Here is a 26290-nt window from a genome sequence, read left to right on the forward strand (position 1 = left end):
TGCCGCCGGCCTCCGGTCCTGATCGGCTCGGCGGTCCGGCCTCCGGTCTTCATGGGGCTCGGCGGTCCCGGCCTCCGGTCTTTATCGGGCCCGGCGGTCCCGCCTCCGGGCGTCATGCAGTCCGGCGCCGCCGGGCGATCAGGACCACCAGGGCGCCCGCGATGAACGCGGCCAGCCAGCCGGTGGGCGAGGGGAGCCGGTCGGTGCTGCCGACGGTCGTGTCGTCGTCGGCGGCGGGGTCGGCGGCGCTGACGCCGGCCGTTGACGCGCTGACGTCGATCCGGAACGAGGTGACGTCTCCGGCCAGGTCGTCCGGCGCCGCGGCGGCCCGCAGGGTCAACCGCGGTCCGGGTTCGGCGGCCGCCACGCCGGCCGCCGTGTCGCCGACGCCGACCACGGCCGCGCTCACGGCGTACTCATCCGGGCCGCCGGCGTCCGGCGCCACCTTGACCAGCAGCGGGTTGGTCGTCGCCGGCAGGCTGAGGGTCTGGCCGGGCCCCAGCGTCTGATCGATCAGGCAGGTGACGGTCGTATAGGAGAAGTCGTCGGTGCGATCGAACTCGCAGTTCGCGTAACCGGCCACCGGCTGGAGGGCCTGCTCGGCCACCAGGACCAGAGCGAGGTGACTGACCATCCTGGTTCCGCTGTTACGGACCGTGATCGGCACGTTCGTGTAGTTGCCCCGGTCGACCGCCACGTCGTCGATGCCGGCGAGCGCGAGATCGGTCCCGGCGGTGGTGCGCGCGACGGTGACCGGGGCGGAATCCAGCACCGCGCCGGTCGTGCCGCTGACCGAGACCTCGAACGTCGAGGCGATGTCCTCGACCCCGGTGGCGGCGGCCGGGGTGAACGAGATCGTGTACTTCCGGCTCGCGCCGGCGGCCAGATCGCCGACCGGACAGCCCTCGTCGCCGCACGTCGTCGCGAGTGCGCCGGTGTCGGCGGAGTGCAGAACGAGATCGGCGGCCGCGGTCCGGCCGTGGTTGACGACGGTCGCGGTGACCGTTGTGATGCGTCCGGCGACCGCCGTCACCTGCTGGGGCACTTCGACGGTGATATTCGGAATGCCGGTATCGGCGGCCGCCGCGGCCGGCGCCGCGAGGCCGGCCAGGAGTGCCGCGAAGACCACCGCGAACCGATACCTACCCATGGTTACGCAGCGTAGTCCCGCTTTCCGGCCGCGACAACACTGCGTGATCAGGGTCTACGAGAAGCGGCTGGCGGCGAGAACGACCCAGGTCAGCTCGGGATGGATGATGTCGCTGTGCGCGCCGCTGGGTGCGCCGCCGGTGCGGACGATCTGGCTGGCATCGATGTTGAGGATCCGGTTCCGGGCGAATTTGTAGGGTGTGCCCGACCCGGCCGCCCGGAGGCCTTCGCCGACCGCGTCGAGGTCCTGCGCCCCGTCGGCGCCCATGCCGCCCCAGCGCCACAACAGGCCGTGCCCGGCCGCCGTGTCGTCCCGCTTGGCCAGCGACGCGAGCGGGTAGAAGCGGCCCACCGCGTCGTCGTGGGTGGAGAAGCAGACGGTCACCGGGCCGTCGACCTTCTGCTGCTGCCCGGCCAGCGCACCGTTGCGCCCGGCGTCGAACGGCAGCGGCCGGCAGAAGGCGAAGTGCGAGAACGCGCCCTGCAGCAGGGTCACCGACTTCACCTGGGGTGCGCCGATCGCGTACGAGACGAGGCGCGCGCCGAAGCTGTGCCCGATCAGATGGACCCGCAGGCCGGCCGGCAGCCGGCCGAGCAGCGGGCCGAGGCCCTTGCGGCCGACCACGCCGGCCCGGCCCTTCATCTCCCAGTAGGTGGCGACCCGCAGCGCCTCCTTGGCCCCGTTGAGCAGGCCACCCAGCTGGTCGCCGATCCCGGCCGTCCCGTCGCCGCGGTGGATCTCGGCGCCCGACGCGACCAGCGCGTCCCGGTAGCGGGCGAAGACGTCGTTGGGGCTGTCCTCGAGCATCCGGGGCCGGCCCGACGCGACCTCGCCGTCGTTCTCCCCGGCGCCGGACTGCTGGGCGAAGTCGTTCAGGGCGGCGAAGAAGTCGTCGAGGGTCGGCTGGGTGGCCGGCTGCCGGAGCAGGGCGGCCATCCGCTCGATCGAGTCCTTGGCGTCCGGGAACGTGTCGAGCAGGTCGGCCAGGGTCTGCTCGTCCAGGGCCGGGTCGGCGACGGTCGTCCCGGCCGCGGCCGGGGTGGCCGAGGCGATCCCGCCACCGCCCGCCGCGGTGGGCGGGTCGAAGTTCGGGATGGGCTCGTCCGACCAGCGCTTGGCCGGCCAGTAGACCCCGGCGAACCCGGCCTTGCCCCGCGGGTCGGCCGCGAGCTGCTGGGCGAGGAGCCCGAAGAAGCCGTTGTAGAGGCGGCGGGCGGTGCCGCGCTCGTTGTTCCAGCCGTGGCTGAACACGTAGAGGTCGGTCAGGTCCCCGGTCTCGGCGAGCAGGGCGTCGGTGGTGCGGGTGTCGGCGTCACCGTCGGCGTCGAAGACGACGTCCCAGAACGGCGATCCGGCAATGGAGTCGGTCATGTCGAGCTCCGATCATCAGACGATTTGCAGGGCCCGCATCAGGTCGAGGAGGCCGGCGCCCTGGAAGTCGCGCCGCCGGCCGAGGTCGATCGCGGAGTCGAGGAAGATCCGCTTGACCCGTTCGGGCTCTCCGATGAATTCGCGCCGCACCGACAGCAGGGCCGCCACGGCCCCGGAGACGTGCGGCGCGGCCATGCTGGTGCCGGTGTCCTCCACGTAGACGGCCCGGTCGGCGGGCGCTTCCCGGCCCGCGCCGACCACGGCGTCCAGATTGGCGCCGGCCGCGCACGAAGTGATGCGCTCGCCCGGGGCCAGCAGGTCGGGCTTGTCCCGGCCGTCGCCGGTCGGGCCCTTGGAGGAGAAGTACGACACCCCGTACAGGTGCGGGGAACTGCGGTGGGTCGAGCCGACCGTGATGGCCAGCTCGGCGTTGCCCGGGTCGTTGACGCTCATCGCGAACCCGAACTTGCGGGGCGCCGCCATGTCCGCGTTGACCGTGCCGTACCCGGAGTTGCCGGCCGCCACCACGACCACCACGCCGGACCGGACCAGCCGGTCGACCTCCTGGCACAGTGGGCTGCGCCCGCACGCGAACCACTCCGGCTCGAACTCGTAGCCGAGGCTGATGTTGACGCCGTGGATCCGCATCGCCTCGACGCTGCCCTTGTTGATCTCACGCACGTACGCCAGGGCCTGGATGACCCGGTGCACCTGGTCCCGGTCGGTGCCCCCGCCGCCGCCCACCGCCTTGAGGCTGACCAGGCAGGCCCGGGGCGCCATCCCGGCCAGCAACGCCGGATCGACCGTGCGTGGCACCCGCAGCGGGGTGGTGGTGCTCTCCACGTTGAAGCGGCTCTCGGTGACGTAGACCGCGCGGCCCTCCTCGGCCCGCAGCCACGGCCCGATCCCGCCCGCGATGATCCCGGCGACGTGCGTGCCGTGCCCGGAGGTGTCCACCAGGGCGCCCTCGGGTGTCGGGTCGCCGTCGAGCGGGAAGAAGCGGTGCAGGTCCCGCACCGACGGGTCGTCCAGGTTGTGGTGACCCGCGAAGTGCGGGTGCGGCGAGATCCCGGTGTCGACGACGGCCCAGACGATCTTGCGGCCGTCCGCCTCGAACGATTTGCGCGCCGCGTCCGCCTTGATGGTCACGCAGGAGGTGTCGACGTGCCGGTGCACCGGGAAGTCCGGCCAGATGTGGTGGATCGTGCGTTCCGGCCAGGTGACCGGCACGGCATCCGCCGCCACCAGCCGCTTGACCTCGTCCCAGGTGAGCCGCCCGGCGAGATAGCGCCCGGCGACCCGCACCGGCGGGCGGGAACCCTGGCGCTGGGAGACCCGTCCCCACAGCACTTCCAGGTGTTCGAAGGCGTCCGGCGGCCCGGCCCGGTACTGCAGGTTGACCTCCGCCATCACCGGGATCGCCGGGTCGTTCGGGTCGAAGCCCAGCCGGGCGCGGACGGCCGGATCGCGCAGCGGAGTCGCGATCACCCCGGCCATGGCGGCCGGGCCGTCGAGGTCGGCCTCGGCCTCGTCCGCCGGTCGCGGTTGGGTGCTCAGCCGTTGCCGGGCCTGGCGGACGGCTTGCTTGCCGGCCTTGGTGACGGCGAACTCGACGGCCTCCTCCTCGCCGTCCGCGTCGACGGCGACCACTTCCACCAGCCCGTCGTCGCGCAGGGCCACGATCGCCGCGGCCATCTCCCGCTGCCACAGCGGGGTCGTCTGAAGGCCGGCGTAGCCGCGGTCGTCGCGGTCGAACCGGTCGGCGTAGCGCAGCGCGACCTCGACCGCGATGCGCCGGCCGGTGTGTTCGGTGTGCGGCGGCAGGCTCGCGATCGCCACCAGCGTGCGCGCCTGCCAAATTTCCGGTGCGGCCACGGTGCCACCCTCAACGTCGGAAGAAGACGCTGGTCAGGATGGTCCTCGTGGCTCCTCGATCACAGTCGGTTACCCGACCTTCGCCCTAACGGGCGACGAAAGGTCGGCCATCGGCGAGCGGTGGGCCGGGGCGGTAGGCGGCGGGGGCGTGAATTACGCAGGTCTGCACGTATTCCGCCAGCCCTTCGGTGGCGTATTCGCGACCCCAGCCGGACCGTTTGACCCCACCGAACGGCGCCCGCAGGCTCATGCCGGTGCGGTTGTGCGTGTTGACGAAACAGAAGCCGGCCTCGAAACGCCGCGCGAAAGCCACCGCCCGCTCCTCGTCCGCGCTCCATACCGAAGCTCCCAATCCCAGATCCCCGGAATTGGACATTTCGATCACCGAAAGTTCGCTGTCGTAGCCGAGAACGGGCACCACGGGCGCGAATTGCTCGGCCACGACAATGGGGTCGTCCGGTTCCGGCGAGACCACCAGCGTGGGCCGCACGAAGTAGCCGGTCTTCTCGTCGGCGTTGAAAATTCCAAGATCGAAGTATCGGCCGCGACGCATGGCGGTGGCCGACTCCTGCGCCGCCGCCGAGATCACCGGGCCCATGGTCACGCCGTCGGCGAGCGGATCGCCGGTGACGAGCACCCGGGAGGCGGCCGCGCGGTAGGCGTCGACGAAGTCGCCGAGCCGCGGAGCCGGTACGTACAGCCGCTTGGCCGCCATGCACGCCTGGCCGCTCGTCGCGAACGTGGCCATCACCAGGCGGTCCATCGTCGCGTCGTCGAACGGCGCGTCGTCGAGGAACACTGCCGGGTCGTTGCCGCCGAGTTCCAGGACCGACGGGGTGAGCCGGTCGCCGGCCAGCGCCGCGACCGCCCGGCCACCGGCCGCGCCGCCGGTGAAGGCCACCTTGCGGACCAGTTCGTGACCGACCAGAGCGGCCCCGGCCGTGGCGCCGCCGTGCACGATGCGCAGTGGACCGCCGATGAGCCGGACGATCCGGTCGACGGTGAGCGGCGCGAGCGGCGACGGTTTCACCACGACCGCGTTGCCGGCTGCCAGGGCCGGGGCGATCTTCAGCAGGGACAGGATGACCGGCGCGTTCCAGGGCGTGATCGCGGCGATCACGCCGTAGGGTTTCCGCTGCTTGATGAGCAGCCCGAGCTCGTCGTCGATCACTTCATCGGCGTACGCCGCAATTGCCTGCGCGACCACCCACCGCAGGTAGCGGACCGCGAAGCCGATCTCGCCGCGGCAGTCGCCGAGCACCTTGCCGGTCTCCCGGGCGAGCAGCACCGACAGCTCGCTGAGCGCGTCCTCGATGGCCTCGGCGCCGGCGGTGAGCAGCGCGAGCCGGTCCTCGATCGGCGTCGCCGACCACTGTCGGAAGGCGGCGTCGGCGGCCCAGACGATCGCGTCCACCTCGTTCGGCGACGACTCGGCGACCGACCCGACGATCTCGTCGAACCGGGCCGGATTCTCCCGAGTGATCATGAGTCGACCACGTACCGCGAAGCGATCATCGAGGTCCTCGGCGGCGACGACCGGGCCTGCACCGGGTCGGCGGTGCGCATGCCCTCGTAGTCGCGCAGGAGCGGGGTGAGCTTCGACTGTTCGCACTGCACCCGGTACGGATACCGGGTGTCGCCGATCGATAAACCCGGGTCGAGCATCGCGACCGGGCCGGCCCGCCGGTCCCCGAGGTCGTCGAGCGTCTCCCGGGTGGGCGGGTGGGAGGTGGCGGGGGACTCGGCGACCAGGGTGCGGTTCACGTTTCGAGCCTCCCAGGGACGTAGCGCGCGTCCGGGTCGAGGGCGTCGTCCGGGCCGACGAGATCGGTGAAGGCGGCCCAGGGCATCCGGTCGACGCCGGCGGCGCTGCCGGTGTCGGCGATGGCGCGGTAGGTCAGCGACGCGGCCCGCAACGCGGCGAGCAGCGCGGCCATCGGGTGCAGGACCAGGCGAACGCCGACCTCGGCGAGGTCGGCGTCGGTCAGCGACGGCCGATTGCCGCCGGCTTCGGACCGATTGACGACGATGGGTACGCCGGGCAGGGCCGCGTGGATCTTCGCGAGTTCGCCGGGCGTGTCGACGCCTTCCGGGAGGACCGCGTCGGCTCCGGCGCCGGCGAACAGGCGGCACCGGCGGATGGCCTCGTCGAGCCCGTTGACGCCGTACGCGTCGGTGCGGGCGATGACGGCGATCTCCGGCACCTCGGCGGCCAGCGCCTTGACCTTGGCGGCAGCCAGGCCGGCGTCGATGACCTCCGTGCCGGCCAGGTGCCCGGAGCGTTCGGGACCGGCCTGGTCCTGGAGGTGCAGGCCGGAGATCCCGGCCCGGACGTAGGCGAGGGCGGTCCACACGGCGTACGCCGGATTGCCGTAGCCGGTGTCCGCGTCGGCCAGCAACGGCACCCCGCGCAAGGCCGGCACCAAGGTGTTCGCCCGGTCGGCGATCTGGGTGGCATGCACGAAGCCGAGGTCGGGCTGCCCGAGCATGAGGGCGGAGACGGCCGCGCCGGACAGGTGCACGGCGCGGTGACCGGCCCGGACGGCGAGGGCGGCGGTGATCGGGTCGTAGACGCCCGGCACGTGGGTGACGGTTTCGGCGCGGAGCAATGCCCGCAGTTCATCGGCGCTCATGATTCATTCTGGCGGCTGTGCGGCGCGATACCACCCTCGACGCCGGTCAGCCGTTGAGCGGGACAGCGTTTCGCTGTGCGAAATCGCAGGCTAGGCTTCCGCAAGGTCTGTTCCGAATCCGTTCCGGGGGAGTTTCACTGTGCCCACCCGCTCCGCACCCGCGGGCGCCCCGGCCGAGGACGAGAGCCAGTCGCGCTCCGTCGCCGCGGTCGAGCGCGCCATGGATATCCTGCTGTACTTCGGCCGCACCGAACAGCCCGACCTGGGTGTCACCGAGATCGCGTCCGCTCTCGGGCTCACCAAGGCCGCCGTGCACCGCATCCTGACCGCACTGCGCAGCCGTGATCTGATCACTCTCGACACCACCACCCGGCGCTACGCGCTCGGGCACGCCGCGGTGGCGCTGGGCCGGGCCTACCTGGCCCGCACGGACGTCCGCGCGATGGCCGCCCCCGAGCTCAAGTGGCTCTCCGAGCGCAGCCACGAGACCGCCACGCTGTCCCTGCGCCGCGGCGACACCCGGCTCTACGCCGACCAGGTCGTCCCCGACCAGGAACTGCGGCTGGAGGTCAGCCTCGGCATCCCGTTCCCGCTGCACGCCGGCGGCTCGTCCAAGGCGTTCCTGGCCTGGGTGCCCGACTACGAGCTCGAGACCCACCTCCAGCGGCACCCGCTCGAGCCGGTGACCGACAAGACCATCACCGACCCGGCCAAGCTGCGCAAGGACCTGGCCACCATCCGCAAGCGCGGGTACGCCACCTCGCTGGGCGAGCGGCAGGCCGGCGCCGCCTCGGCGGCCGTCCCGATCTTCGATCACGACGGGCACGTCGTCGCGGTGATCAGCGTGGCCGGGCCGGCCCTGCGGTTCAAGCCGGAACCCGGCTCGCCGGTGGTCGACGACCTCCTGGCGGCCGGTGCCCGGCTCTCCGCCCAACTGGGCTACGAGGCACCCACGGATTAGCGAAGATCTGTCACCATTCCGCCATGCCTTCGATGCTCAGAGCGTCCGCCGCGATCCTGGCGATCGCCATGGCCGCCGGCTGCGCCACCACCACCACACCGGACGAGGCCCTGACCCGGAAGGCAGACGGCACGGTCCCGTGGTTGGACGAGCCGATCGACAGCGTCTACCCCAGCCCGAGGACCCCGACCGTCGCCCCGGACAGCAAACCCTGCACGGCGGCGCAGCTGCGGGGCAGCCTGGACAGGTGGTCCACGGCATCCGGCGACACGGTGCTGGGCGGTCGCCTCCTGGGCGAGCTGGTCGTGCGGAACACCTCCACCGTCGACTGCGTGCTGACCGGCCCGGCCGACGTCCACCTGTTCAGCAACGGCACCGAGGTGCTGGTGGACCACACCTCCAGCGTCACCGACGAGGCGAAGCGGAAGAAAGTCCCGGTGCCCCGGGGCGGCCGGGCGTCCATGCGGGTCGACTGGTCCGGCCCGTTCTGCGGCACCGCGAAGCCGCCGTACGAACTGCGGTTGAACCTGCCGAACGAGGGCGGCGAGCTCCGGGCGACGATCACTCCGAAGGACCACCCGGCGTGCAGCGGCGACTCCGAAAGCCCCACCAAGCCGTCCTCGAGCCTCTCGGCCGGCATCTTCGACACGTTCGTGGAGCAGGATCCGATGACGACCGAACGCTCGCCCCTGTGGGACCTGACCGCCGCCGCGGAAGGCCCGCAGCAGGCCCACCCCGGCGACCGGATCACCTACACGGTCACCCTGACCAATCCCACCGCGAAACCGGTGACCCTGCTGCCCTGCCCCGGCTACCTGCAGGAGCTGAGCGCGGAAGCCAACGGCATGGTCAACAGCAGCACCGCCCGGCTCTACCGGCTGAACTGCCACCCCGCCGACGCCGTCCCGGCCCGATCCACGCTCCGCTTCGAGATGAGAACCACCATCCCCGAGCAGGCCAAGGGGATCGTGCGCATCGCCTGGCGGATCCAGACCCCGCAGAACCTGCCCAGCGAACATCTTGTCGGCCTGGTCACCATCCCGCTGACGTGAGCGGGGCACACGGCAACGACTAAGATCTATAAAGTCTCCGTTCCGGGGCCGCCGATATCGACGGCCCTGGATTTACGAAACGGGGACCCATGAAACGACTATGGTCAATGGCGGCTGCCGCCGGGGCCGCGGTGGTGCTGCTTTCGGGGCCGGCGCTGTCCGGCACCGCGCAGGCCGCACCGATCGCACCGACTCCCGCCGACACCGCCACCGGCGACGACGGCCGCACCGACCGGGTGGCGCCGGCCGACCGCGACAAACTTCTCGGCAAGGGCTGGCGCACGTCGGCCGACCGGATCTGGACGACCTCCGGCGACGCCAACGGCTTCCACGTGCTGACCGCCACCGCGGACACCGGCTACACCTGGGAGACCGCGGCCAGCCTGTCCGAGCCCGGCTTCGACACCGACCGGTGGATCGGCAACGCCTGCGTCACCGGCTCCGGGCGGCGGCTCGTCGTGGTCTACGCGCCGCGGACCTTCACCAACAAGGCCGACCTCTTCGACCGCGGCGGGTTCACCGCCGTCGTCGACCTGAAGACCCACGTGGTCACCAAGCTCGCCGTGCAGACGTCGCTCGCCTACTTCAACCCCGGCTGCGGCGCGGGGGAGACGGCGGTGCTGTCCCAGTTCGACGGCAAGGACGGGGAGAGCCCGGCCGACACCACCACGCAGAGCCGGCTGTTCACCGTCGACGCCGCGAAGCGCACGCTGTCCGCGCCGCTGCTGCTGAACACCGAGCTGAGCTCACCCGTACCCGTCAAAAGCGGCGGAATCGCCGCCGCCGCGGCCGGCGCGGTGGTCCGGATCTCGAACAAGGGCAAGGTCAGCCGGCAGGCGGCCGCCGCCGGTGTGCCCTTCCGGCTGGTCCCGGACGCCACCGGCGCGGTGACCTTCATGGACAAGACCGGAGACCAGACCCGGGTACGCCGAGCCGTCGGCCGCACCGTCACCGAACTCGCCCGTGGCACCGTGGCCGACGTCAACCTGGTCCGGGGTGACGCCGGCCGGGCGTTCATCACCGGCAAGCCGGCGCACGTGTCGACGCTGCCGAAATCGGTGCGCGCGGTCGGCGTGCCGGCCGGCAGCGAACTGTCCACTCGCGGCGACGTCGCCCTGACCGACGTCAAGGCGTCCGGCGCGGCCGACCCGGACGCCGCGGCCGGCTTGGCGGTCACCGCCAAGGTGCTCCCGACCGGCAAGCCGCTCGCGTTCCAGGTGAGCCCGGAGGTGCAGGGCCCGGAGGCGATCGCCGGCCGGGACCCCAACCCGGTGCTCGGCGCCGCCGGCCCGGCCAAGGCGAAGAGCCTGGCCGTCGCCGGGTCGGCGAACGACCCGGTCGAGGACGAGCGTTACTGCTCGGTGCCTCGCAACGACGTCAACAACCAGGCCGTGCAGCCCAAGCCGCGCAACGTGGAGTGGGCGGTCGACGCGGCGGTCTTCGGCAAGCTCAACAACGTGGCGTCGCGCCCGGCCAACTGGAAGAACTACGGGATGCCGGCGTACGCGCCGCAGACACTCTTCCCGGCGCCGGCCCTGGCCGGTGGCGGCCGGGTGCCCGCACAGATCATGCTGGGCATCATCGCCCAGGAGTCGAACATGTGGCAGGCCGCCAAGTACGCGCTGCCCGGTGTGCCGGCCAACCCGCTGATGGGCAACTACTACGGGCGGGACATCTACAATGCCGACTCGTCCGACGACTGGGACATCAAGTGGGCCGACGCCGACTGCGGCTACGGCCTGACCCAGGCGACCGACGGGATGCGGATCGCCGGTCACGAGAAGACCGACGAGAACGGCAACAAGGTCGAGGTGGCGCTGCCGTACCAGACGCAGCGGGCGGTGGCGCTCGACTTCACCGCGAACATCGCGTACGGCCTGAAGATCCTGCAGGAGAAGTGGAACCAGACGTACACGGCCGGGCTGAAGGTGCACAACGCCGACCCGTCCGCGATCGAGAACTGGTTCTACGCGGTGTGGGCGTACAACTCGGGCTTCTACCCGAACAAGAACGACGGCCAGCCGTGGGGCGTGGGCTGGCTGAACAACCCGGCCAACCCGCGGTACGACCCGGCCCGGCACCCGTTCATGAGCGTCTACGACGACGCGCGTAACCCGCAGAACTGGCCGTACCCGGAGAAGGTGCTCGGCTGGGCGGCCAACCCGATCACCGCCACCGAGTCGCCGGGCGTGGAGAAGGCCGGCTACAACTTCGCGTGGTGGGGCACGGTCGAGGACAAGGCGCTGGTCAAGCCGCCGATGTACACGTTCTGCACGACCGACAACACCTGCGACCCGAACTCCCGGGTCCAGCCGAACGACCCGGACGTCAGCAGCGAGAAGCCGGGCCCGTGCCTGCACAAGAACGCCTCCGGGCTGTACGACCTGAAGTGCTGGGCGCACAGCCCGGCCGGCTGGAAGACCGCGGCCGGCAACGCCTGTAACACCTGCGGGCACGAGCAGATCCGCTTCGACCCGGGTTACCCGTGGTGCTCGACGTCCGGCCAGACCGGCTGCGAGAGCGACGGGATCAGCTACCCGGCCTACTGCAACAGCTCGACCGGCGGCCTGCCGTCCGGGGCCATGGTGGTCGACGACGTGCCCTACAACGCTTCGTCTCCGCGCCCGTGCGGCACTCCGGTGGAGAACCAGGGCACGTTCAGCCTGTCGTTCGCCGGAGCCGGGAACGGCCTCTATCCGTCGAAGATCGACTTCCACCAGATCGGCGGCGGGTACGGCGGTCACTACTGGCGGGGCAGCACCCGGACCTCGTCGGACGAGGGCGGCAAACTCCAGGTGACCGGCACCTGGCGGCTGCCCGGGGAGTCGGGCCAGCGCCGCGTGCAGGTGTTCGTGCCCGAGTTCGGAGCCTGGACCGAACAGGCGAAGTACACGATCAACCTGGGCGGCGGGGAGACCCGCTACCGCGTCATCAACCAGACGTGGCAGCAGAACAAGTGGGTCGACCTGGGCATCTTCGACTTCACCGGCACGCCCGAAGTCACCCTGACCACGGTGGCCAAGGACGGCACCGGCGACGACAGCGTCATCTTCGACGCGGTCGCGTTCAGCCCGCTCGGGTCGCCGGCCGCGCTGACCAAGTCGAAGTCCAAGGTCGCCGGCATCCTGCCGGAGTCCGGGGACAGCGGGCCGCCGGTCCCGGACATGCCGCGTTACGTCGCGCTGGGCGACTCCTACTCGGCCGGTGAGGGCAACTCGCCGTACGACAAGAACACCGACCTGAAGCGGACCAACGGCACCAAGGGCTCGGCCGTGAACGCGTGTCACCGCTCGCAGGCCAACGCGTTCCCGCGGCTGGTCCGGCAGCCCGGCGCGGACACGTCCGGCGGATCCAGCACGCTGTTGTCGATCGAGCAGATGGCGACCCAGCACAGCTACGGCAGCTTCGGCTTCCTGGCCTGCTCGGGCGCGACGACCACGGCCATCGCCCGGGACGCGGTCAACAGCCCACCGTCCTCGTCCGACTCGGCCGGCTACACCGACTGGGGATCGGCCCGATACCAGTGGGGTGAGCTCACCCAGGTGGAGCAGGGCTGGCTGGACAAGGACACCACCCAGGTGTCGGTGTCGGTCGGCGGCAACGACGTGCGGTTCACCGACATCCTCAACGGGTGCATCGCCGCGCTCAGCGACTGCTCCGGCGCGAACTACAAGCTGACCCGCAAGAGCAACGGCGTCGTCGACCCGGAGCCGCTGCGCGACTACGAGACGAAGATCATCCGGGACATGCTGCCGGCCAAGCTGAAGGCGACCTACCGGGCGATCCACAACGCGGCCCCGAACGCGGCGATCTACGTGATCGGCTACCCGCAGATGTTCCCCGACCAGGAGAGCAACGGTGCCTGCTACAACATCGGCTCGCAGGCCCGGCTGTTCCTGAACGCCCTGGCCGGCCGCCTGTCGGTCAGCATCTCCCGGGCGGTCGACGACATCCGGGCCGAGGGCGTGAACATCCGGTACGTCGACACCTCGTCGGCGATCCACCTCGGCGCCGCCGGCCAGAAGAAGTGGGCCTGCGACGGCAGTGACGGGTACCGCTGGCTGAACGCGATCACCGACAAGACCTCGGACGGCAGCGGGGACAGCACGCCGGGCACCGGCAGCTTCCACCCGACCGCCCGCGGCCAGCAGGGCTTCGCCGACGTCCTCACCGACGCGTTCAGCGAGGACCGGTGGACCCGGGCCGACAGCGTCTCCTCGACCAAGAAACGGATCCTCGACTACGCCGCCACCCGAACCGGCGACGACCGGTTCGACATCACCGACACCCAGGCCGAACTGGCCGCGGAACGCTGCGTCGACCTGGCCCGGCGGGGCGGTGCGGTCGGTTTCCCGTGCCTGAGCATGCCCATCCTGTTCCCCACCTCCTTCGACGCCCGGGGCGCGGCCCGCAACGACGACGCGGCGATCTGGGCCAACCCGCCGTGGGTGAAGCTGCGCTACGTCAACGGGACCAACGAGAAACCGAAGGTGGTCAAGACCCGCACCTGGTACATGAACTCGGCCTACGGCCAGACGTCGTGCCCGACGACCCGGCCCGAGGACCAGTGCGACGAATACCCGTTCTACACCTCCGAGGAGGGCGGTTCCTGGGACTTCTTCACCGGCGGTGAGACGTCCCCGCTGAGCACGAGGCTCCTGATGATCCCGAAGACCGAGAACCGGGCGGAGGGTATAGCGGTCGGCAACATGTACACCAAGTGCGGCATGCAGACCGGCACGTACGAGAACGTGGTCGCCGAGAGCTACCACAACCAGTTGACCGGCAACGGCGCCGATTACCTGACCATCCCGCTGATCGACGAAGAAGCGAACGTGGGCAACAAGACGTTCTACATCTGCTGACGCTTTACTGATCGTTGCCCCGGCCACCGTCCCGGTGGCCGGGGTAACCCCATCAGACCAACCTGAGCACCTCGGTCGGCAGGTTGCCCGGCGTGTCCCACTCGTTGCGCTCGGCCGACCAGACGAAAAAGCCACGCTCGATCCCGTCGGCCCACCCGGCAACCACGTCGCCGAACGACGGGAACCGCGCGGTGAACACATCATCAGGCTGCTGCGCCCACAGATGGATCGGCGTCTTCTCCCCTTCGGCGGAGAGGTCGGCGAACAGGTAGGCACTTCCCGCCAGCGCCACCGGCAGCCACCAGGGCGCCCACTGCCCGGCCCAGTCGTCCGGATCCGCCGGGAACCCACCGCCACCCATGCTGATCTCGGACCGCCGCTGCTCGAGTGCCTCACTCAGCGACAGAAACGCCCACGACCCGGCGCCGACCTGGCTGACCGGCTCGTTCCAGACCCCCGACCGGACCCCGTCGTGCCATCCCCACCAGCGCCGAAGCTCGGCCGGCAGCATCAGCTCATCCGCGGCGAGGAGCGCGTCGATCTCCGCGTCGTTCAGCCCCGGCGCGAGATCCCCGGCGATCGGAGCCCCCTGCGCCCGCCAGGCCGCCTCGAGTCGTAGCAGATCTTCAGTTCGCAGCATCCCGACATGGTGCCATCGGCCGTCCAGGAAACCACGCAATCTTATTTCACCTAGGTTAATCTGGCTCCATGCCGGAGGAGCCGATCCGAATCACCGAGCCCTTCCTCGATGTCGTCGAGGCGTTCCTCGCCGCGCCCGATCACGAACTGCACGGCTGGGCCATCATCAAGACCACTGGCCGGGGCGGTCCGACCGTCTACAAGATCCTCGAACGCATGGCGGCGATGGGCTGGGTCACCGCCAGGTGGGAGGCATTGCCCGACGAACCCAACCGCCCACGTCGCCGTTACTACCGTCTCGCCGGCATCGGAGTCACGAAGGGCGGTGCGCTGGTGGCCGAGCGACGCCCACGTCCGTTGGTCTCGTCGTACCGCCCCGCCCTCGGAGGAGGCCTGCGATGAACCGGGCCTTCTGGATAGGTGTGCTCGTTTCGATCGTTACGGGTGCCCTGGTCAACGAGTTCGGTCAGGTCGCCCCGCGCCTGGCTCGCCGTCTGGTCCGGTCGAGCGCCCGGATCTGGGCCGGCCCGGACGACGAACTGGCCTACGTCTACGCCGAAGAGTGGGCCGCCGTCATCGAGGCCGCTCCGGGCCAGCTCACCAAGCTGTTCCACGCGCTCCGCTTCTTTCTCGGTGCTGCGGGTCGACTCGTGGCTCGCAGCGTCGGGTCATCGCGCTCGGTGCTCGATGATGTCTCGCCGCCCACGCCGATGGCCGTGGCCGTTCCGGTCGTCATCATGTTGGGAACGGTGTGGGGCGTTCCGGCATTCGTGTTGGCGCTGGCCGACGGGCCCACCGTGGCGCTGTTCGGCATACCACTGGCGATCTGCGCCCTGTGCGTCCAACTGGTGATCGCGGGCGGTCGACGGGCGGCGGGCGCGCGGAGCTGGTTGGCGATCTTGTCCGGGGTGGTTGCGATCGGCGCTGCTGTGCTGTTCCCGCAGTTCACGTACGGGAACCTGCTGAATGCGGTGGTCGGCGCTGCTTCCCTGGTGGTGGCAGGCTGCCTGACCATCTCGATTGCGCGGTCGCGCAGGATCAGGGCCGGCCTCAAGACCGGCGGCACCCGCGTGCGCTCGTTGATGGCGCTGGCACCGACGGTCGGATGGGCTGTCGTGGGCAATTTCAGTGACCAGGGGCGGGGCGGATCGGGATGGATCTTCACCGTAACGCTGGTTTGTGTCGCTATCTCATACCTGGTGACCGAGAAGATCCTGCAGGCCCGAGAAGAAGCGGTCAGCGGGTGAGCTCCACCGGTGGCAGGTCGGGCTGACGCTGCACGCCCAGCCGGCAGCCGACCTCGTCGAACGCCGTCAGGACCGTCGCCAGGTGGGTGTCGTCGTGGTTGGCGGTCAGGGCGAGGCGAATCATCGGGTCGGCGGCGGCCGGTGGGCCGACCAGGTTGGTGAAGACGCCGGCCTCGAACAGGCCGGCCCAGAACGCGCCCGCCTCGGCCATCGACGGGAACCGGACCGGCACGATCGGCGTGGTCGACGGCCGGGTGTCGTAGCCGAGCGCCCGCAGCCCGTTGTGCAGCCCCTCGGCCAGGTCGAGCGCATGCGTGCGCCGCGACGGCTCGGCCGAGATGATCGACAGGGCGGCCAGGGTCGCCGCGACCGAGGCGGGTGGCATGGCGGTGGAGAACAGCACGGACCGGGCGTTGCTGCGCAGGTAGCGCACGTACGGCGCGGGCCCGGCCAGGACTCCGCCGACCGAACCGAACGCCTTCGACAGCGAGCCGGTGACCAGGTCGACCGGAACCCCGTGCACCGAGGCGAGCCCGGCACCGTGCGGACCGAGGACACCCATGTCGTGGGCCGAGTCGACGATGAGCTTCGCCCCGTACTCGTCGGCGAGACCACGCAGGCCGCGCAGGTCGGCGACGTTGCCCTCCATCGAGAAGGCGCCGTCCGTGATGATCAGCCGGCCGCCGCCGGCGGGCGCCGCCGCCAGGCGGGACCGCAACTGGTCGAGGTCGCGGTAGGTGCGCACCTTGCCCCAGCCCAGCCGGGTCGCGTCGACCAGCGAGGCATGGTTGCGGGCGTCGGCGAAGGCGGTGTCGTCCCGGCCGAGCAGCGCCGACAGCGCCAGGTTGGCCAGGAACCCGACGGCGGTGACGGCCGCCGCCTCCTGCCCGAGGAACGCGGCCATCCGGGCCTCCAGCTCCTCGTGCAGGTCGAGCGATCCGTTGAGCACGCGGGAGCCGGCCACCCCGGTGCCGAACCGGCGCAGCGCGGCCACCGCGGCCTCGGTCACCCTCGGGTCGGTGGACAGCCCGAGGTAGTCGCCGGAGCCGGCCATCAGCACCTTGCGCCCGTCGATGACCACGTGCGAGTCGCCGGTGCGCTCGGCCGCGGCCCGGTAGTACGCGTCGACACCGTGCGCCTTCAGGATGTCCTCGGCCAGGTGCAGGCCGGGTTTCGCGAACGGATCAGCAGCCATCGCCCGACGGTAACAAGTTCGGTCCTCAAAGGACTCGACGGAGCAGCGGGACGCGGAGCAGCAGCAGCGCGAGGCCGAAGCAGGCCACCAGAGCGAGAGGCAGAACGACCGCCAGCTTCGCGGCGGCCGGCCAGGCCACGCCGTACAGAATGATGGTCAGCCCGACCAGGACGGGGGTTTGCAGGATGTACGCCCCGTAGGCGCCCCGGATCAGCGGCTCCCCGCCGGTCACGCCGCGGAACAGGTCGACCAGCAGCATCGTGACGCTCACGCAGAGGACGCCCTCGCAGACGGCGAGCAGCGCGGACTGCCAGTGCCAACCGCCCTGGAACTCCTCCGCCTCGACACCGGCGATCGCGATCGACGTGATCACCGTGGCCCCGGCGGCCAGCGCGGCCCACCCGGACGCCCGCCGGACCGTGGCCGGGATCTCGGTGAGCCAGCCCTGCCGGCCGGCCACGATCCCGAGCACGAACAGCCCGATGCACTGACCCCACTGCCACAGCTTGGCGCCGCCGATCTGCTCGCTGTCCAGCGGGAAGAACACCCGGAACGAAAAGCTTGCCACCGCGATGAAAACCCCGCACCGGACGAGGAGAGCCGGCCGCAGAACGACCGGCCGGGCGGGTGGCAGGGCCCGCAGCACGGGTACGGCGAGAAGGCTGAACAACAGCAGCACCCAGACGAACCACAGCGGGCCGGGGTTGAGCTCGCGCAGCTGTTCGGTGACGACGGTGCCGAACGAGCGCGGCGGACCGGCCACCGCGTGCGCCACCCAGTGCGTCAGCGGCACCACGACCAGTACGAAGACGAGCAGCGGCCACCCGAGCCGGTGCAGCCGTGACACCGCGAACCGCCGCGGCCCCCGGCGGTCGAGAGACCCGGGGATGAAGGCACCGGCCACGAAGAAGAACGCGCCCATCCCGAACAGCGCCCCGAACACGATCGGCACGGTGGCCACGGCCTCCAGAACGGAAGGCAGCTCCCCGTCCTGGATGAACCACGAGCCCGGTCCGCCGTACGTGATGATGGCGTGGGTGGCGATGACCCCGGCGGTGAGCGCGACCCGGAGGAGATCGATGTGCGTCAGGCGCGCGGTCATCCCCGGAGTCTGCCGGACGGCACGGGGCCCGCACCAGCGATGTTATCGTTCACATCGGGATGAGGAGGCAACCGTGCGAGTGGCCCGTCTGTTCGGCGCCGGCGATGTCCGGGTGCTCGACGAGGAGGCTCCGGTCCCGGCCGCGGGCGAGGAACTGGTCGAGGTCACCAGTGTCGGCGTGTGCGGCTCCGATCTGCACTGGTTCACCGAGGGCGCGATCGGCGACGCCGTGCTGGCCCGCCCGCTCGTCCTGGGGCATGAGATGGCCGGCGTCATCCGCGGCGGCCCGCGGGACGGCACCCGTGTCGCGATCGACCCGGCGGTTCCGTGCGGTGCCTGCGAGCCCTGCCTCGACGGCGACCCGAACCTCTGCCTGAACATCGTCTTCGCCGGTCACGGCCCCACCGACGGCGGCCTGCGCCAGGTCCTGGCCTGGCCCGGCCGCCGCCTGCACCCGATTCCCGACTCGCTCAGCGACGACGAGGGTGCCCTGCTCGAACCGCTCGGCGTCGCCCTGCACGCCTACGACCTGGCCCATGCCCGGATCGGCCGGACCGTCGCGGTGATCGGCTGCGGGCCGATCGGCCTGATGCTGATCCAGCTGGCCCGGCTGGGCGGCGCGACCCGGGTGATCGCCGCCGATCCGCTGTCGCACCGTGCCGAGGCGGCCGCCCGGCTCGGCGCGGAGATCACCGACGGCGAGGCCGACCTGGTCTTCGAGGTGTCCGGCTCGGACGCGGCCGTCGACACGGCTTTGCGGACCGCGAAGCCGGGTGCCCGGGTCATCCTGGTCGGCATCCCGGACGGTGACCGCACCACGTTCACCGCGTCGCACGCCCGCCGCAAGGGCCTGACCATGGTGATGTCCCGCCGGATGGGCGAGGTCTACCCGCGCGCGATCGACCTGGCCGCCCGCCGCCGGGTCGACCTCCCGCCGCTGGTCTCGGCCGCGTTTCCGCTGGATGAGGTGGCTGCCGCGCTGAGCACGGCCGCGGCCCGCGACGGCCTCAAGGTCGTCGTTCACCCGCAGGCCTGAGGCCCGCCCTTACCGGCCGGTAACTGAACCCACACTGGACGGTCACGCTACGCGTTGGTAGCGAAACTCTGGTGTAAGACCCATCGAAGTCTTAGCATCTACGAAATAATTTCGCGTTTGCGTTTCCCCGAAGGGAAGCCCCCATGCGCCCACCCCGTCCTCTCCTCAATTCCCTGGTCATCGCCGTAGTCGTGTCGGCTGCGGCATTCATCCCCATCACTGCGTCACCGGTTCAGGCGGCCTACGCCGTCAACGACTATTGCCTGGGCGAGTGCTCCGACATCCTCCCGCCCGGCCAGAATGGCGACGCCGACCTCGTCCAGGTCCTCGCCAACCAGGCGTTCGGCACGTTTCCCCCGCACGCCGACGACCAGCTCGCCAAGTACGGCAACCTGACCTACAACTACACCGGCCTGACCGGCGAGCAGATCAACACCTTCTTCAACGACAGCTCGTACGGGGTGGCCGCCGCCGACGTGGAGAGCACCAAGTCCCCGCGCTCCGACGTCACGATCGTCCGCGACAAGCAGCTCGGCATCCCGCACATCACCGGCACCACCCGAGCCGGCACGATGTACGGCGCCGGTTACGCCGGAGCCCAGGACCGCCTGTTCCTGATGGACCTGATGCGGCACGTCGCCCGGGGCAGCCTCACCTCGTTCGCCGGTGGCGCCGAGGGCAACCGCGAGCTCGAGCAGAGTGTCTGGCGCACCTCGCCGTACACCGAGGCCGATCTGCAGACCCAGATCAACACGTTGCGTGACTCCGGGACCCGGGGCGCCCAGCTCTACACCGACGTGCAGAGCTACATCGCGGGCATCAACAAGTACATCGACGACTGCATGGGGGCCCGCGACTGCCCCGGCGAGTACGTGCTGACCGGCCACCTCGACGCGATCACCAACGCGGGCGGTCCCGAGGACTTCACGATGACCGACCTGATCGCCATCGGCGGCGTGATCGGCGGCCTGTTCGGCGGGGGCGGCGGCACCGAGATGCAGTCGGCGCTGGTCCGCATCGCCGCCCGCGCCAAGTACGGCACCACCGTCGGTGACCAGGTGTGGCAGCAGTTCCGCCAGCAGAACGACCCGGAAACGGTGCTGACCCTGCACAACGGCCAGTCGTTCCCGTACGCGTCGGGCAATCCGAATGCCGCCGGCGTCGCACTGCCGGATGCCGGCACGGCCGTTTCCGAGCCGATCGTCTTCGACACGACCGGATCGGCCGCCTCAAATGTCGCCGGAACCAGCGCCATCGCCGACTCCCTGGGCACGCTGGCCATCGGCAGCGCCCACCGCGGCATGTCCAACGCGGCCGTCATCAGCGCCGCCAACTCGGCCACCGGCCACCCGGTCGCCGTGTTCGGCCCGCAGACCGGCTACTTCGCGCCGCAGCTGCTCATGGTGCAGGAACTGCAGGGACCGGGGATCAGCAGCCGCGGCATCGCGTTCAGCGGCCTCAACCTCTACACGCTGATCGGCCGTGGCCCCGACTACGCGTGGAGCGCCACCTCGTCCATCCAGGACATCACCGACACGTACGCGGTGAAGCTCTGCAACGCCGACGGCAGCGCCGCCACCCTGGCCTCGACCAGCTACGTCTACCACGGCACCTGCCTGCCGTTCGACTCGCTGACCAAGACGAACAGCTGGAAGCCGACCACCGCCGACTCCACCGCGGCCGGCTCCTACCGGCTGACCGTCCAGCGCACCAAGTACGGCCTGCTCACCTGGCGTGGCCTGGTCGCCGGGGTGCCGACCGCGTTCACCAGCCTGCGCTCGACCTACCGGCACGAGGCCGACTCGGCGATCGGCTTCCAGATGTTCAACGAACCCGACCAGATGGGTACGCCGGCCGCGTTCATGAACTCGGCGTCGAACATCCCGTTCGCGTTCAACTGGTTCTACGTGAACTCCACCGACACGGCCATGTTCACCTCGGGCAGCCAGCCGGTGCGCCCGGCCGGCGCCGACCCGAACCTGCCGACGAAGGGTGAGGCCGCCTACGAGTGGACCGGCTGGAACCCCGACACCAACGTCGCCACCTACCAGCCCAGCTCCGCCCACCCGCAGGCGGTCAACCAGGACTACTTCGTCAGCTGGAACAACAAGCAGGCCAAGGACTACGGCGCGGCCGACGGCAACTTCAGCTTCGGCTCGGTGCACCGCGGCGACCTGCTCGACACCCCGATCAAGGCGGGCATCGCGGCCGGCACGAAGTACGACCGGGCGAGCCTGGTGAAGGTCGTCGAGTCGGCGGCCACCACCGACCTGCGCGGCACCGACGTACTGCCGGTGCTCCTGCGGGTGATCGACACGGCCACGGTGACCGACGCGACCCAGGCCGCGGCCCTCACCAAGCTGCGCGCGTGGCTGGCCGCCGGGGCCCACCGCCAGGAGACGGCGGCCGGGAGCAAGGCGTACGCGAACGCCGACGCGATCCGCATCTTCGACGCCTGGTGGCCGAAGCTGGTGGTGGCCGCGTTCCAGTCCAACCTGGGCGACGGCCTGTTCCAGACGCTGGTCGACGCCCTGCAGATCAACGAGTCACCGTCCGGCGGCCAGACCGGCCCGACGTCGTCGCTGCCGACGAGCGCCAACGAGTCGCAGGCCCACAAGGGTTCGGCGTTCCAGTTCGGCTGGTGGGGCTATGTGGACAAGGACCTGCGCGCGGTCCTCGGCGACAGCGTCCCCGGCTGGTCGCAGAAGTACTGCGGCGGCGGCACGGTCAGCACCTGCCGAAGCGCCCTGCTCAGCAGCCTGACCACCGCCGTCAACGAGCCGGCCGCCACCACCTACCCCGGTGACGACCACTGCTCGGCCGGCGACCAGTGGTGCGCCGACGCGATCCTGCAGAGCCCGCTGGGCGGCGTCAAACACGGCCTGATCGCCTGGCAGAACCGCCCGACCTACCAGCAGGTGGTGTCGTTCCCGGCCAAGCGCGGCGACGACATCGGCAACCTGACGGCCGGCCGGCCGGCGACCGCCTCCAGCACCCAGGGCAGCTACGTGGCCGCGAACGCGGTGGACGGCAGCAACACCACCCGGTGGGCCAGTTCCTACGCCGACAACCAGACCCTGACGGTGGATCTGGGCTCATCGAGGACGGTCGCGCGGGCCGTCATCCGCTGGGAATCGGCGTATGCCTCGGCGTACAGAATCGAAGCCTCGGCCAATGGCACCACCTGGACCCAGGCGGCGGCCGTGACCGGAGGGAACGGCGGTCTGGACACCGTCACCTTCCCGGCGACAACGGCCCGCTACCTGCGCCTGACCGGCCAGACCCGGGCAACGTCCTACGGCTTCTCGATCTACGAGTTGGAGGCCTATTCGCGGTAGCCGGTCCCCGGAACAGCCCCGTCGAGCATGACGGGGCTGTTCCGGCCCGGTTCAGGAGCAGTTCGCGGCCAGGTACTGCTTGAGCGTGGTGTCCTTGCCGGACCGGGTCTCCGCGGCGATGCGCTCCGGCAGAGTCGGGCCGGACTCGGCGAAGACCCAGTATTTCCAGGTCGCCACGGCGTCGATGGTGTGCTGGTCGGTGGCCCGCCGCCCGGCGTCGCCGGTGAGCCAGTCCTGGTACCACGCACACGCCGCGGTGATCTGGACCTGCTGGCCCAGGGCGGTGCGCTGCACCAGGACGCGTTCGGTCATCGGATAGCGGGCCAGCAGCCGGTCGTAGCTCGCCCCGGCGGGCAGCGGGAACTCGGCGGTCAGCTCCCGGATCACCCCGACGATCTCCGGCGCGTCGGTGTAGAGGAACTCCTCGCCGGCGACCGCCTCACCGCCGTCGCCGTACACCCCGCTGTGCATGCCCTGGTAGGCGACGACCCCGGCCACCGCGATGCCGGGCACCGCGATCGCGCCCGCCGTGACGAGTGCGACGACGTAGCCGCGCCGCCGCCGGGATCGCCCGGTGGTCGTTTCGTTCTCCATGGTGCTTGCCTGCATCAGGATCTCCTGTGCCAGGGCCTCTCCGGCCTCGTCCGGCAGGGCCGCGAGATCGACGCGCAGCGGATCGGCGGCCGCAAGCCTGTCGGCGAAGTGCTTCACGACGTCTCCTCTACCGGGACGGGCGAGCGCCCGTCGGACCTTACGTGTCCGGATCCCTCGGGCTGTTGCAGCAGTTTCCTCAGCCGGTTCCGGGCCCGGTGCAGGCGGACCCGCGCGGTGACGGCGTTCAGGCCGAGCGCGGCGGCGGCCTCGGCCGGGGACAGTCCGTCCCAGGCGGTCAGCGTGAGCAACTCCCGGTCGATCTCCGGCAGGGCCCGCAGGCCGGCCCGGACGGTCTGCGCGTCGTGGCGGGCGAGCGCCACCGTCGCGGGGTCGGGCGGCGCCGACCGGACGGCGTCGCGGAGGGCCGTGGCGAGCAGGCCGCGGCGGAGGTCGCCGCGCCGCTGGTTGGCCAGCACGAGCCGGGCCACGCCGTAGAGCCACGGGCGCGCGGCCGGCCCGGCCGGCACGTCGGCCCGCCGGCGCCAGGCGACCATGAAGACCTCCGCGACCACATCGGCGGCGTCTTCCGGGTTGCCCGTGCGGCGCAGTGCGTAGCCGAGGATGTCCCGCCACGTCTCGGCGTGCAGAGCCTCGAATCTGGTCCGTTCCACGGCTCCACATGTCCGGCCGGCGGCGGCCGTTACATCGACGGGTCAGGCGACCGACCTGATGCGGGTCACCAGGACCGAGCCGAGCACCGTGATCGCCGCGACGACCAGGAACAGCACCGGATATCCGCCCAGGTAGGTGACGATCGGGAAGGCGAGCGCCGGCCCCAGAACCTGCGGCGCCGAGTTGGCGATGTTGATGACCCCCAGATCGCGGCCCCGGTCCTCGGCCGACGGCAGCACCTGCGTGATCAGCGCCTGGTCGACCGACAGATAGACGCCGAACCCGAGACCGAGGATCACCCCGGCGGTGAGCGCGCCCGGCCAGGTCGGCCACACCGCCAGCAGCACCATGGCCACCGCCATGACGAGCCCCGACACGATCACCGACGGCTTGCGCTTGCCGGAGCGGTCCGAGATCACCCCGCCGATCACCACGGTCAGCACGGTGGCGATCGTGTAGACGACGATCAGGATGGTGAGGCCGTCCTCGGCGTCGGCGTAGTGCACCTTGTCGCGCAGGAAGTACAGCAGGTAGAGCGTCGCCATGGCGTTGCCGAGCTGCACCAGGAAACGGGTGCCGAACGCCCAGCCGAAGTCGCCGCCGTGCCAGCGGAACGTGCCGCGCAGGTCGAAGCGCGCCGGGACCGCCGGCAGCGGATCGCGGGTGGCCAGCACGAACGGCAGCGTCAGCAGCACGACCACGAGCGCGATCGCCGGGTAGCCGCCGCCTACCACGGTGACCAGCAGGACACCGGCGACCACCCCGACCGACTGGGTCAGCCCCACCCAGCCGGAGACCAGGCCACGCTGGTTGACCGGGGCCTGATCGGGCACGACCGCGGTGAGGCCGGCCTGCAGCACGTTGAGCCCGACCTGCGCGAAGCACCAGCCCAGCGCGACCCCGAGGACGCTGTGCACGCCGTTGAGCGCGATCAGCCCGGCCGCGCCGATCAGCGCGCCCGCGACGATCCAGGTGTGCCGGCGTCCGGTGCGGGCGGTGGTCGCGTCGGACAGCGCCCCGGCGACCGGCCCGACGATGACGGCGACGAGCGCGCCGAGCCCGGTCACGATGCCCAGCGCCGTGGTCTTGTCGTCCGGGGTGATGTCCTCGATCTGGTTGGGCAGCAGCACCTGCAGCGGCCCGAAGTAGCCCATCCAGAGTCCGAGGTTGGCCAGCGACAGCAGCCCGATCCAGCGCCCGCCGACCCGCGGCCGGGTGTCGGCGTCCGCGGTCATCCGCGTTCCCGCAGCGCGGCGGCGAGCCAGTGGTAGGAGTCCTTCGGGGTGCGCTGCTGGGTGTCGAAGTCGACCTGGACGAGGCCGAAGCGCTGGCTGTAGCCCTCGGCCCACTCGAAGTTGTCGAGCAGCGACCAGACGAAGTAGCCGCGCACGTCGACGCCGGCGTCGATGGACCGTTTCACGGCGGCGAGGTGCCCGTCGAGGTAGTCGATCCGGAACCGGTCGGTGGTGCCGTCCTCGGTCGAGCAGCCGTTCTCGGTGATGTAGATCGGCGGGAGCCCGTCGCCGTAGGTCCGCTTCAGGCCGGTGAGCAGCTCGTGCAGCCCGTCCGGCACGACCGGCCAGCCGAACGCGGTGGTCGGCACCCCGTCGATCTGCTTCATGTCGAACGGCAGCTCGTCCTGGGTGGGCGCGCCGACCCGGGTAGGGTTGTAGTAGTTGACCCCGAGGGCGTCGATGGGGGACAGGATCGTCGCCATGTCGCCGTCCCGCACGACGGCGCCGAGCATCTCGGCGAGAAACTCCGGATAGGTCCCGGTCAGCACCGGATCGTTGAACAGCCGGTTGTGGAAGCCGTCGTAGATCATCGCCGCGGCCCGGTCGGCCTCGTCGTCACTGGCCGGCCAGACCGGCGTGCAGTTGTTGGTGATCATGATTTCGGCCGCTCCGCGGGACCGCAGCGCCTGCACCGCGAGCCCGTGCCCGAGCAGCTGGTGGTGGGCGACCGGCAGGGCCCCGAAGCCGAGCGCGAGTCCCGGCGCGTGCGATCCGAAGGCGTACCCCTGAGCCATGTGCACGATCGGCTCGTTCAGGGTGATCCACCGCTTGACGCGATCCCCGAGGCGATCCCCGACAATCCCGGCGTACTCGGCGAACCGGTAGGAGGTCTCCCGGTTGAGCCACCCACCGTCGTCCTCGAGCGCCTGCGGCAGATCCCAGTGGAACAGCGTGGGGACCGCGGCGATGTCCCGCTCCAGCAGCCCATCGACCAGCCGATCGTAGAAATCGAGGCCGAGGAGGTTGGGCTTCCCGCGCCCGTCCGGCTGAATGCGCGGCCAGGCCAGCGAGAAACGGTACGCATCCACGCCGAGCCCGGCCATCAGGTCGAGGTCGTCCGCCCAGCGATGGTAGTGATCGCAGGCGACGTCCCCGGTGTCCCCGCCGAGAGTCCTCCCCGGGGTGTGCGAGAACGTGTCCCAGATCGAGACCCCGCGCCCGTCCTCGGCAGCGGCCCCCTCGATCTGATAGGCGGCAGTCGAGACCCCCACCTCGAACCACGTGGGAAACCCATCAAGCGATCCCAAGCCACCCTCCAACCAAAG

20 protein-coding genes are annotated in these 26290 nt (G+C 70.9%); 7 read left to right on the forward strand and 13 right to left on the reverse strand.

Annotated features, from left to right (window positions below):
* Window positions 1-112: 112 nt before the first annotated feature.
* From Ato02nite_RS12095 to Ato02nite_RS12120, 6 genes are all read right to left on the reverse strand, one after another.
* The gene (locus Ato02nite_RS12095) at window positions 113-1150 is read right to left on the reverse strand and encodes a hypothetical protein (RefSeq protein WP_213006562.1); all 1038 of its coding nucleotides are present in this window, start codon (window positions 1148-1150) and stop codon (window positions 113-115) included.
* Window positions 1151-1204: 54 nt separating this feature from the next.
* Window positions 1205-2521, reverse strand: coding sequence for a hypothetical protein (locus Ato02nite_RS12100; RefSeq protein WP_213006563.1), 1317 nt, complete (start codon window positions 2519-2521; stop codon window positions 1205-1207).
* Window positions 2522-2536: 15 nt separating this feature from the next.
* Window positions 2537-4396 (reverse strand): S8 family peptidase, encoded by a 1860-nt coding sequence (locus tag Ato02nite_RS12105; RefSeq protein ID WP_213006564.1) that lies wholly within the window; start codon window positions 4394-4396, stop codon window positions 2537-2539.
* Window positions 4397-4481: 85 nt separating this feature from the next.
* Complete coding sequence (locus tag Ato02nite_RS12110; RefSeq protein ID WP_213006565.1) at window positions 4482-5882, reverse strand: aldehyde dehydrogenase family protein; 1401 nt, start codon at window positions 5880-5882, stop codon at window positions 4482-4484.
* Window positions 5879-6160, reverse strand: coding sequence for a hypothetical protein (locus Ato02nite_RS12115; protein WP_213006566.1), 282 nt, complete (start codon window positions 6158-6160; stop codon window positions 5879-5881). Before Ato02nite_RS12115 ends, Ato02nite_RS12110 begins: the two co-directional genes overlap by 4 nt.
* Window positions 6157-7029, reverse strand: a complete 873-nt coding sequence (locus Ato02nite_RS12120) for an isocitrate lyase/PEP mutase family protein (protein WP_213006567.1) — start codon at window positions 7027-7029, stop codon at window positions 6157-6159. The genes Ato02nite_RS12115 and Ato02nite_RS12120 overlap by 4 nt, the downstream gene beginning before the upstream one ends.
* A gap of 139 nt (window positions 7030-7168) precedes the next feature.
* Between Ato02nite_RS12120 and Ato02nite_RS12125 the strand changes: the two genes are divergently transcribed.
* The 3 genes from Ato02nite_RS12125 (at window position 7169) to Ato02nite_RS12135 (ending at window position 13907) form a co-directional block, all read left to right on the forward strand.
* The gene (locus Ato02nite_RS12125) at window positions 7169-7990 is read left to right on the forward strand and encodes an IclR family transcriptional regulator (RefSeq protein WP_246606652.1); all 822 of its coding nucleotides are present in this window, start codon (window positions 7169-7171) and stop codon (window positions 7988-7990) included.
* 23 nt (window positions 7991-8013) lie between these two features.
* A complete protein-coding gene (locus tag Ato02nite_RS12130; protein ID WP_213006568.1) occupies window positions 8014-9042 on the forward strand; it encodes a DUF4232 domain-containing protein in 1029 nt (342 codons plus the stop codon).
* Between the two features lie 107 nt (window positions 9043-9149).
* The gene (locus tag Ato02nite_RS12135; protein WP_213006569.1) at window positions 9150-13907 is read left to right on the forward strand and encodes a golvesin C-terminal-like domain-containing protein; all 4758 of its coding nucleotides are present in this window, start codon (window positions 9150-9152) and stop codon (window positions 13905-13907) included.
* 52 nt (window positions 13908-13959) lie between these two features.
* Here Ato02nite_RS12135 and Ato02nite_RS12140 read toward each other — a convergent pair whose 3' ends face one another.
* A complete protein-coding gene (locus Ato02nite_RS12140; RefSeq protein WP_213006570.1) occupies window positions 13960-14547 on the reverse strand; it encodes an SMI1/KNR4 family protein in 588 nt (195 codons plus the stop codon).
* A gap of 68 nt (window positions 14548-14615) precedes the next feature.
* Between Ato02nite_RS12140 and Ato02nite_RS12145 the strand changes: the two genes are divergently transcribed.
* A complete protein-coding gene (locus Ato02nite_RS12145; RefSeq protein WP_213006571.1) occupies window positions 14616-14948 on the forward strand; it encodes a helix-turn-helix transcriptional regulator in 333 nt (110 codons plus the stop codon).
* Entirely contained in the window at window positions 14945-15793 is an 849-nt protein-coding gene (locus Ato02nite_RS12150; protein WP_213006572.1) for a hypothetical protein, read from the forward strand. Before Ato02nite_RS12145 ends, Ato02nite_RS12150 begins: the two co-directional genes overlap by 4 nt.
* Here the strand turns inward: Ato02nite_RS12150 and Ato02nite_RS12155 are convergent.
* Complete coding sequence (locus tag Ato02nite_RS12155; protein WP_213006573.1) at window positions 15783-16988, reverse strand: aminotransferase class I/II-fold pyridoxal phosphate-dependent enzyme; 1206 nt, start codon at window positions 16986-16988, stop codon at window positions 15783-15785. The genes Ato02nite_RS12150 and Ato02nite_RS12155 overlap by 11 nt on opposite strands.
* A gap of 25 nt (window positions 16989-17013) precedes the next feature.
* A complete protein-coding gene (locus Ato02nite_RS12160) occupies window positions 17014-18090 on the reverse strand; it encodes an acyltransferase family protein (RefSeq protein ID WP_213006574.1) in 1077 nt (358 codons plus the stop codon).
* Between the two features lie 73 nt (window positions 18091-18163).
* On the opposite strand from Ato02nite_RS12160, the gene Ato02nite_RS12165 reads away from it, so the two are divergent.
* Window positions 18164-19126, forward strand: a complete 963-nt coding sequence (locus Ato02nite_RS12165; protein WP_246606660.1) for a zinc-dependent alcohol dehydrogenase — start codon at window positions 18164-18166, stop codon at window positions 19124-19126.
* A 143-nt stretch (window positions 19127-19269) separates the two neighbouring features.
* A complete protein-coding gene (locus Ato02nite_RS12170) occupies window positions 19270-22464 on the forward strand; it encodes a penicillin acylase family protein (protein WP_213006576.1) in 3195 nt (1064 codons plus the stop codon).
* A 51-nt stretch (window positions 22465-22515) separates the two neighbouring features.
* On the opposite strand, the gene Ato02nite_RS12175 is transcribed toward Ato02nite_RS12170, so the two are convergent.
* The 4 genes from Ato02nite_RS12175 to Ato02nite_RS12190 are packed head-to-tail and all read right to left on the reverse strand — an operon-like array spanning window position 22516 to window position 26272.
* Window positions 22516-23175, reverse strand: coding sequence for a hypothetical protein (locus tag Ato02nite_RS12175; protein ID WP_213006577.1), 660 nt, complete (start codon window positions 23173-23175; stop codon window positions 22516-22518).
* A complete protein-coding gene (locus Ato02nite_RS12180) occupies window positions 23172-23729 on the reverse strand; it encodes an RNA polymerase sigma factor (protein ID WP_213006578.1) in 558 nt (185 codons plus the stop codon). The genes Ato02nite_RS12175 and Ato02nite_RS12180 overlap by 4 nt, the downstream gene beginning before the upstream one ends.
* Before the next feature lie 42 nt (window positions 23730-23771).
* On the reverse strand, window positions 23772-24965 hold the full coding sequence (locus Ato02nite_RS12185; protein ID WP_213006579.1) for an MFS transporter: 1194 nt from the start codon (window positions 24963-24965) through the stop codon (window positions 23772-23774).
* Window positions 24962-26272: a GH1 family beta-glucosidase gene (locus tag Ato02nite_RS12190; protein ID WP_213006580.1), complete on the reverse strand. Its 1311-nt coding sequence runs from the start codon at window positions 26270-26272 to the stop codon at window positions 24962-24964. Before Ato02nite_RS12190 ends, Ato02nite_RS12185 begins: the two co-directional genes overlap by 4 nt.
* Window positions 26273-26290: the final 18 nt, after the last annotated feature.

Source organism: Paractinoplanes toevensis (assembly GCF_018332695.1).
Taxonomy (GTDB): Bacteria; Actinomycetota; Actinomycetes; order Mycobacteriales; family Micromonosporaceae; genus Actinoplanes; species Actinoplanes toevensis.

Coding starts and splice junctions, on each gene's coding strand:
- Ato02nite_RS12185 (WP_213006579.1), bottom strand. CDS start 24,965: ATGACCGCGGACGCCGACACCCGGCCGCGGGTCGGCGGGCGCTGGATC.
- Ato02nite_RS12120 (WP_213006567.1), bottom strand. CDS start 7,029: ATGAGCGCCGATGAACTGCGGGCATTGCTCCGCGCCGAAACCGTCACC.
- Ato02nite_RS12135 (WP_213006569.1), top strand. CDS start 9,150: ATGGCGGCTGCCGCCGGGGCCGCGGTGGTGCTGCTTTCGGGGCCGGCG.
- Ato02nite_RS12140 (WP_213006570.1), bottom strand. CDS start 14,547: ATGCTGCGAACTGAAGATCTGCTACGACTCGAGGCGGCCTGGCGGGCG.
- Ato02nite_RS12100 (WP_213006563.1), bottom strand. CDS start 2,521: ATGACCGACTCCATTGCCGGATCGCCGTTCTGGGACGTCGTCTTCGAC.
- Ato02nite_RS12155 (WP_213006573.1), bottom strand. CDS start 16,988: ATGGCTGCTGATCCGTTCGCGAAACCCGGCCTGCACCTGGCCGAGGAC.
- Ato02nite_RS12160 (WP_213006574.1), bottom strand. CDS start 18,090: ATGACCGCGCGCCTGACGCACATCGATCTCCTCCGGGTCGCGCTCACC.
- Ato02nite_RS12170 (WP_213006576.1), top strand. CDS start 19,270: ATGCGCCCACCCCGTCCTCTCCTCAATTCCCTGGTCATCGCCGTAGTC.
- Ato02nite_RS12130 (WP_213006568.1), top strand. CDS start 8,014: ATGCCTTCGATGCTCAGAGCGTCCGCCGCGATCCTGGCGATCGCCATG.
- Ato02nite_RS12145 (WP_213006571.1), top strand. CDS start 14,616: ATGCCGGAGGAGCCGATCCGAATCACCGAGCCCTTCCTCGATGTCGTC.
- Ato02nite_RS12095 (WP_213006562.1), bottom strand. CDS start 1,150: ATGGGTAGGTATCGGTTCGCGGTGGTCTTCGCGGCACTCCTGGCCGGC.
- Ato02nite_RS12150 (WP_213006572.1), top strand. CDS start 14,945: ATGAACCGGGCCTTCTGGATAGGTGTGCTCGTTTCGATCGTTACGGGT.
- Ato02nite_RS12110 (WP_213006565.1), bottom strand. CDS start 5,882: ATGATCACTCGGGAGAATCCGGCCCGGTTCGACGAGATCGTCGGGTCG.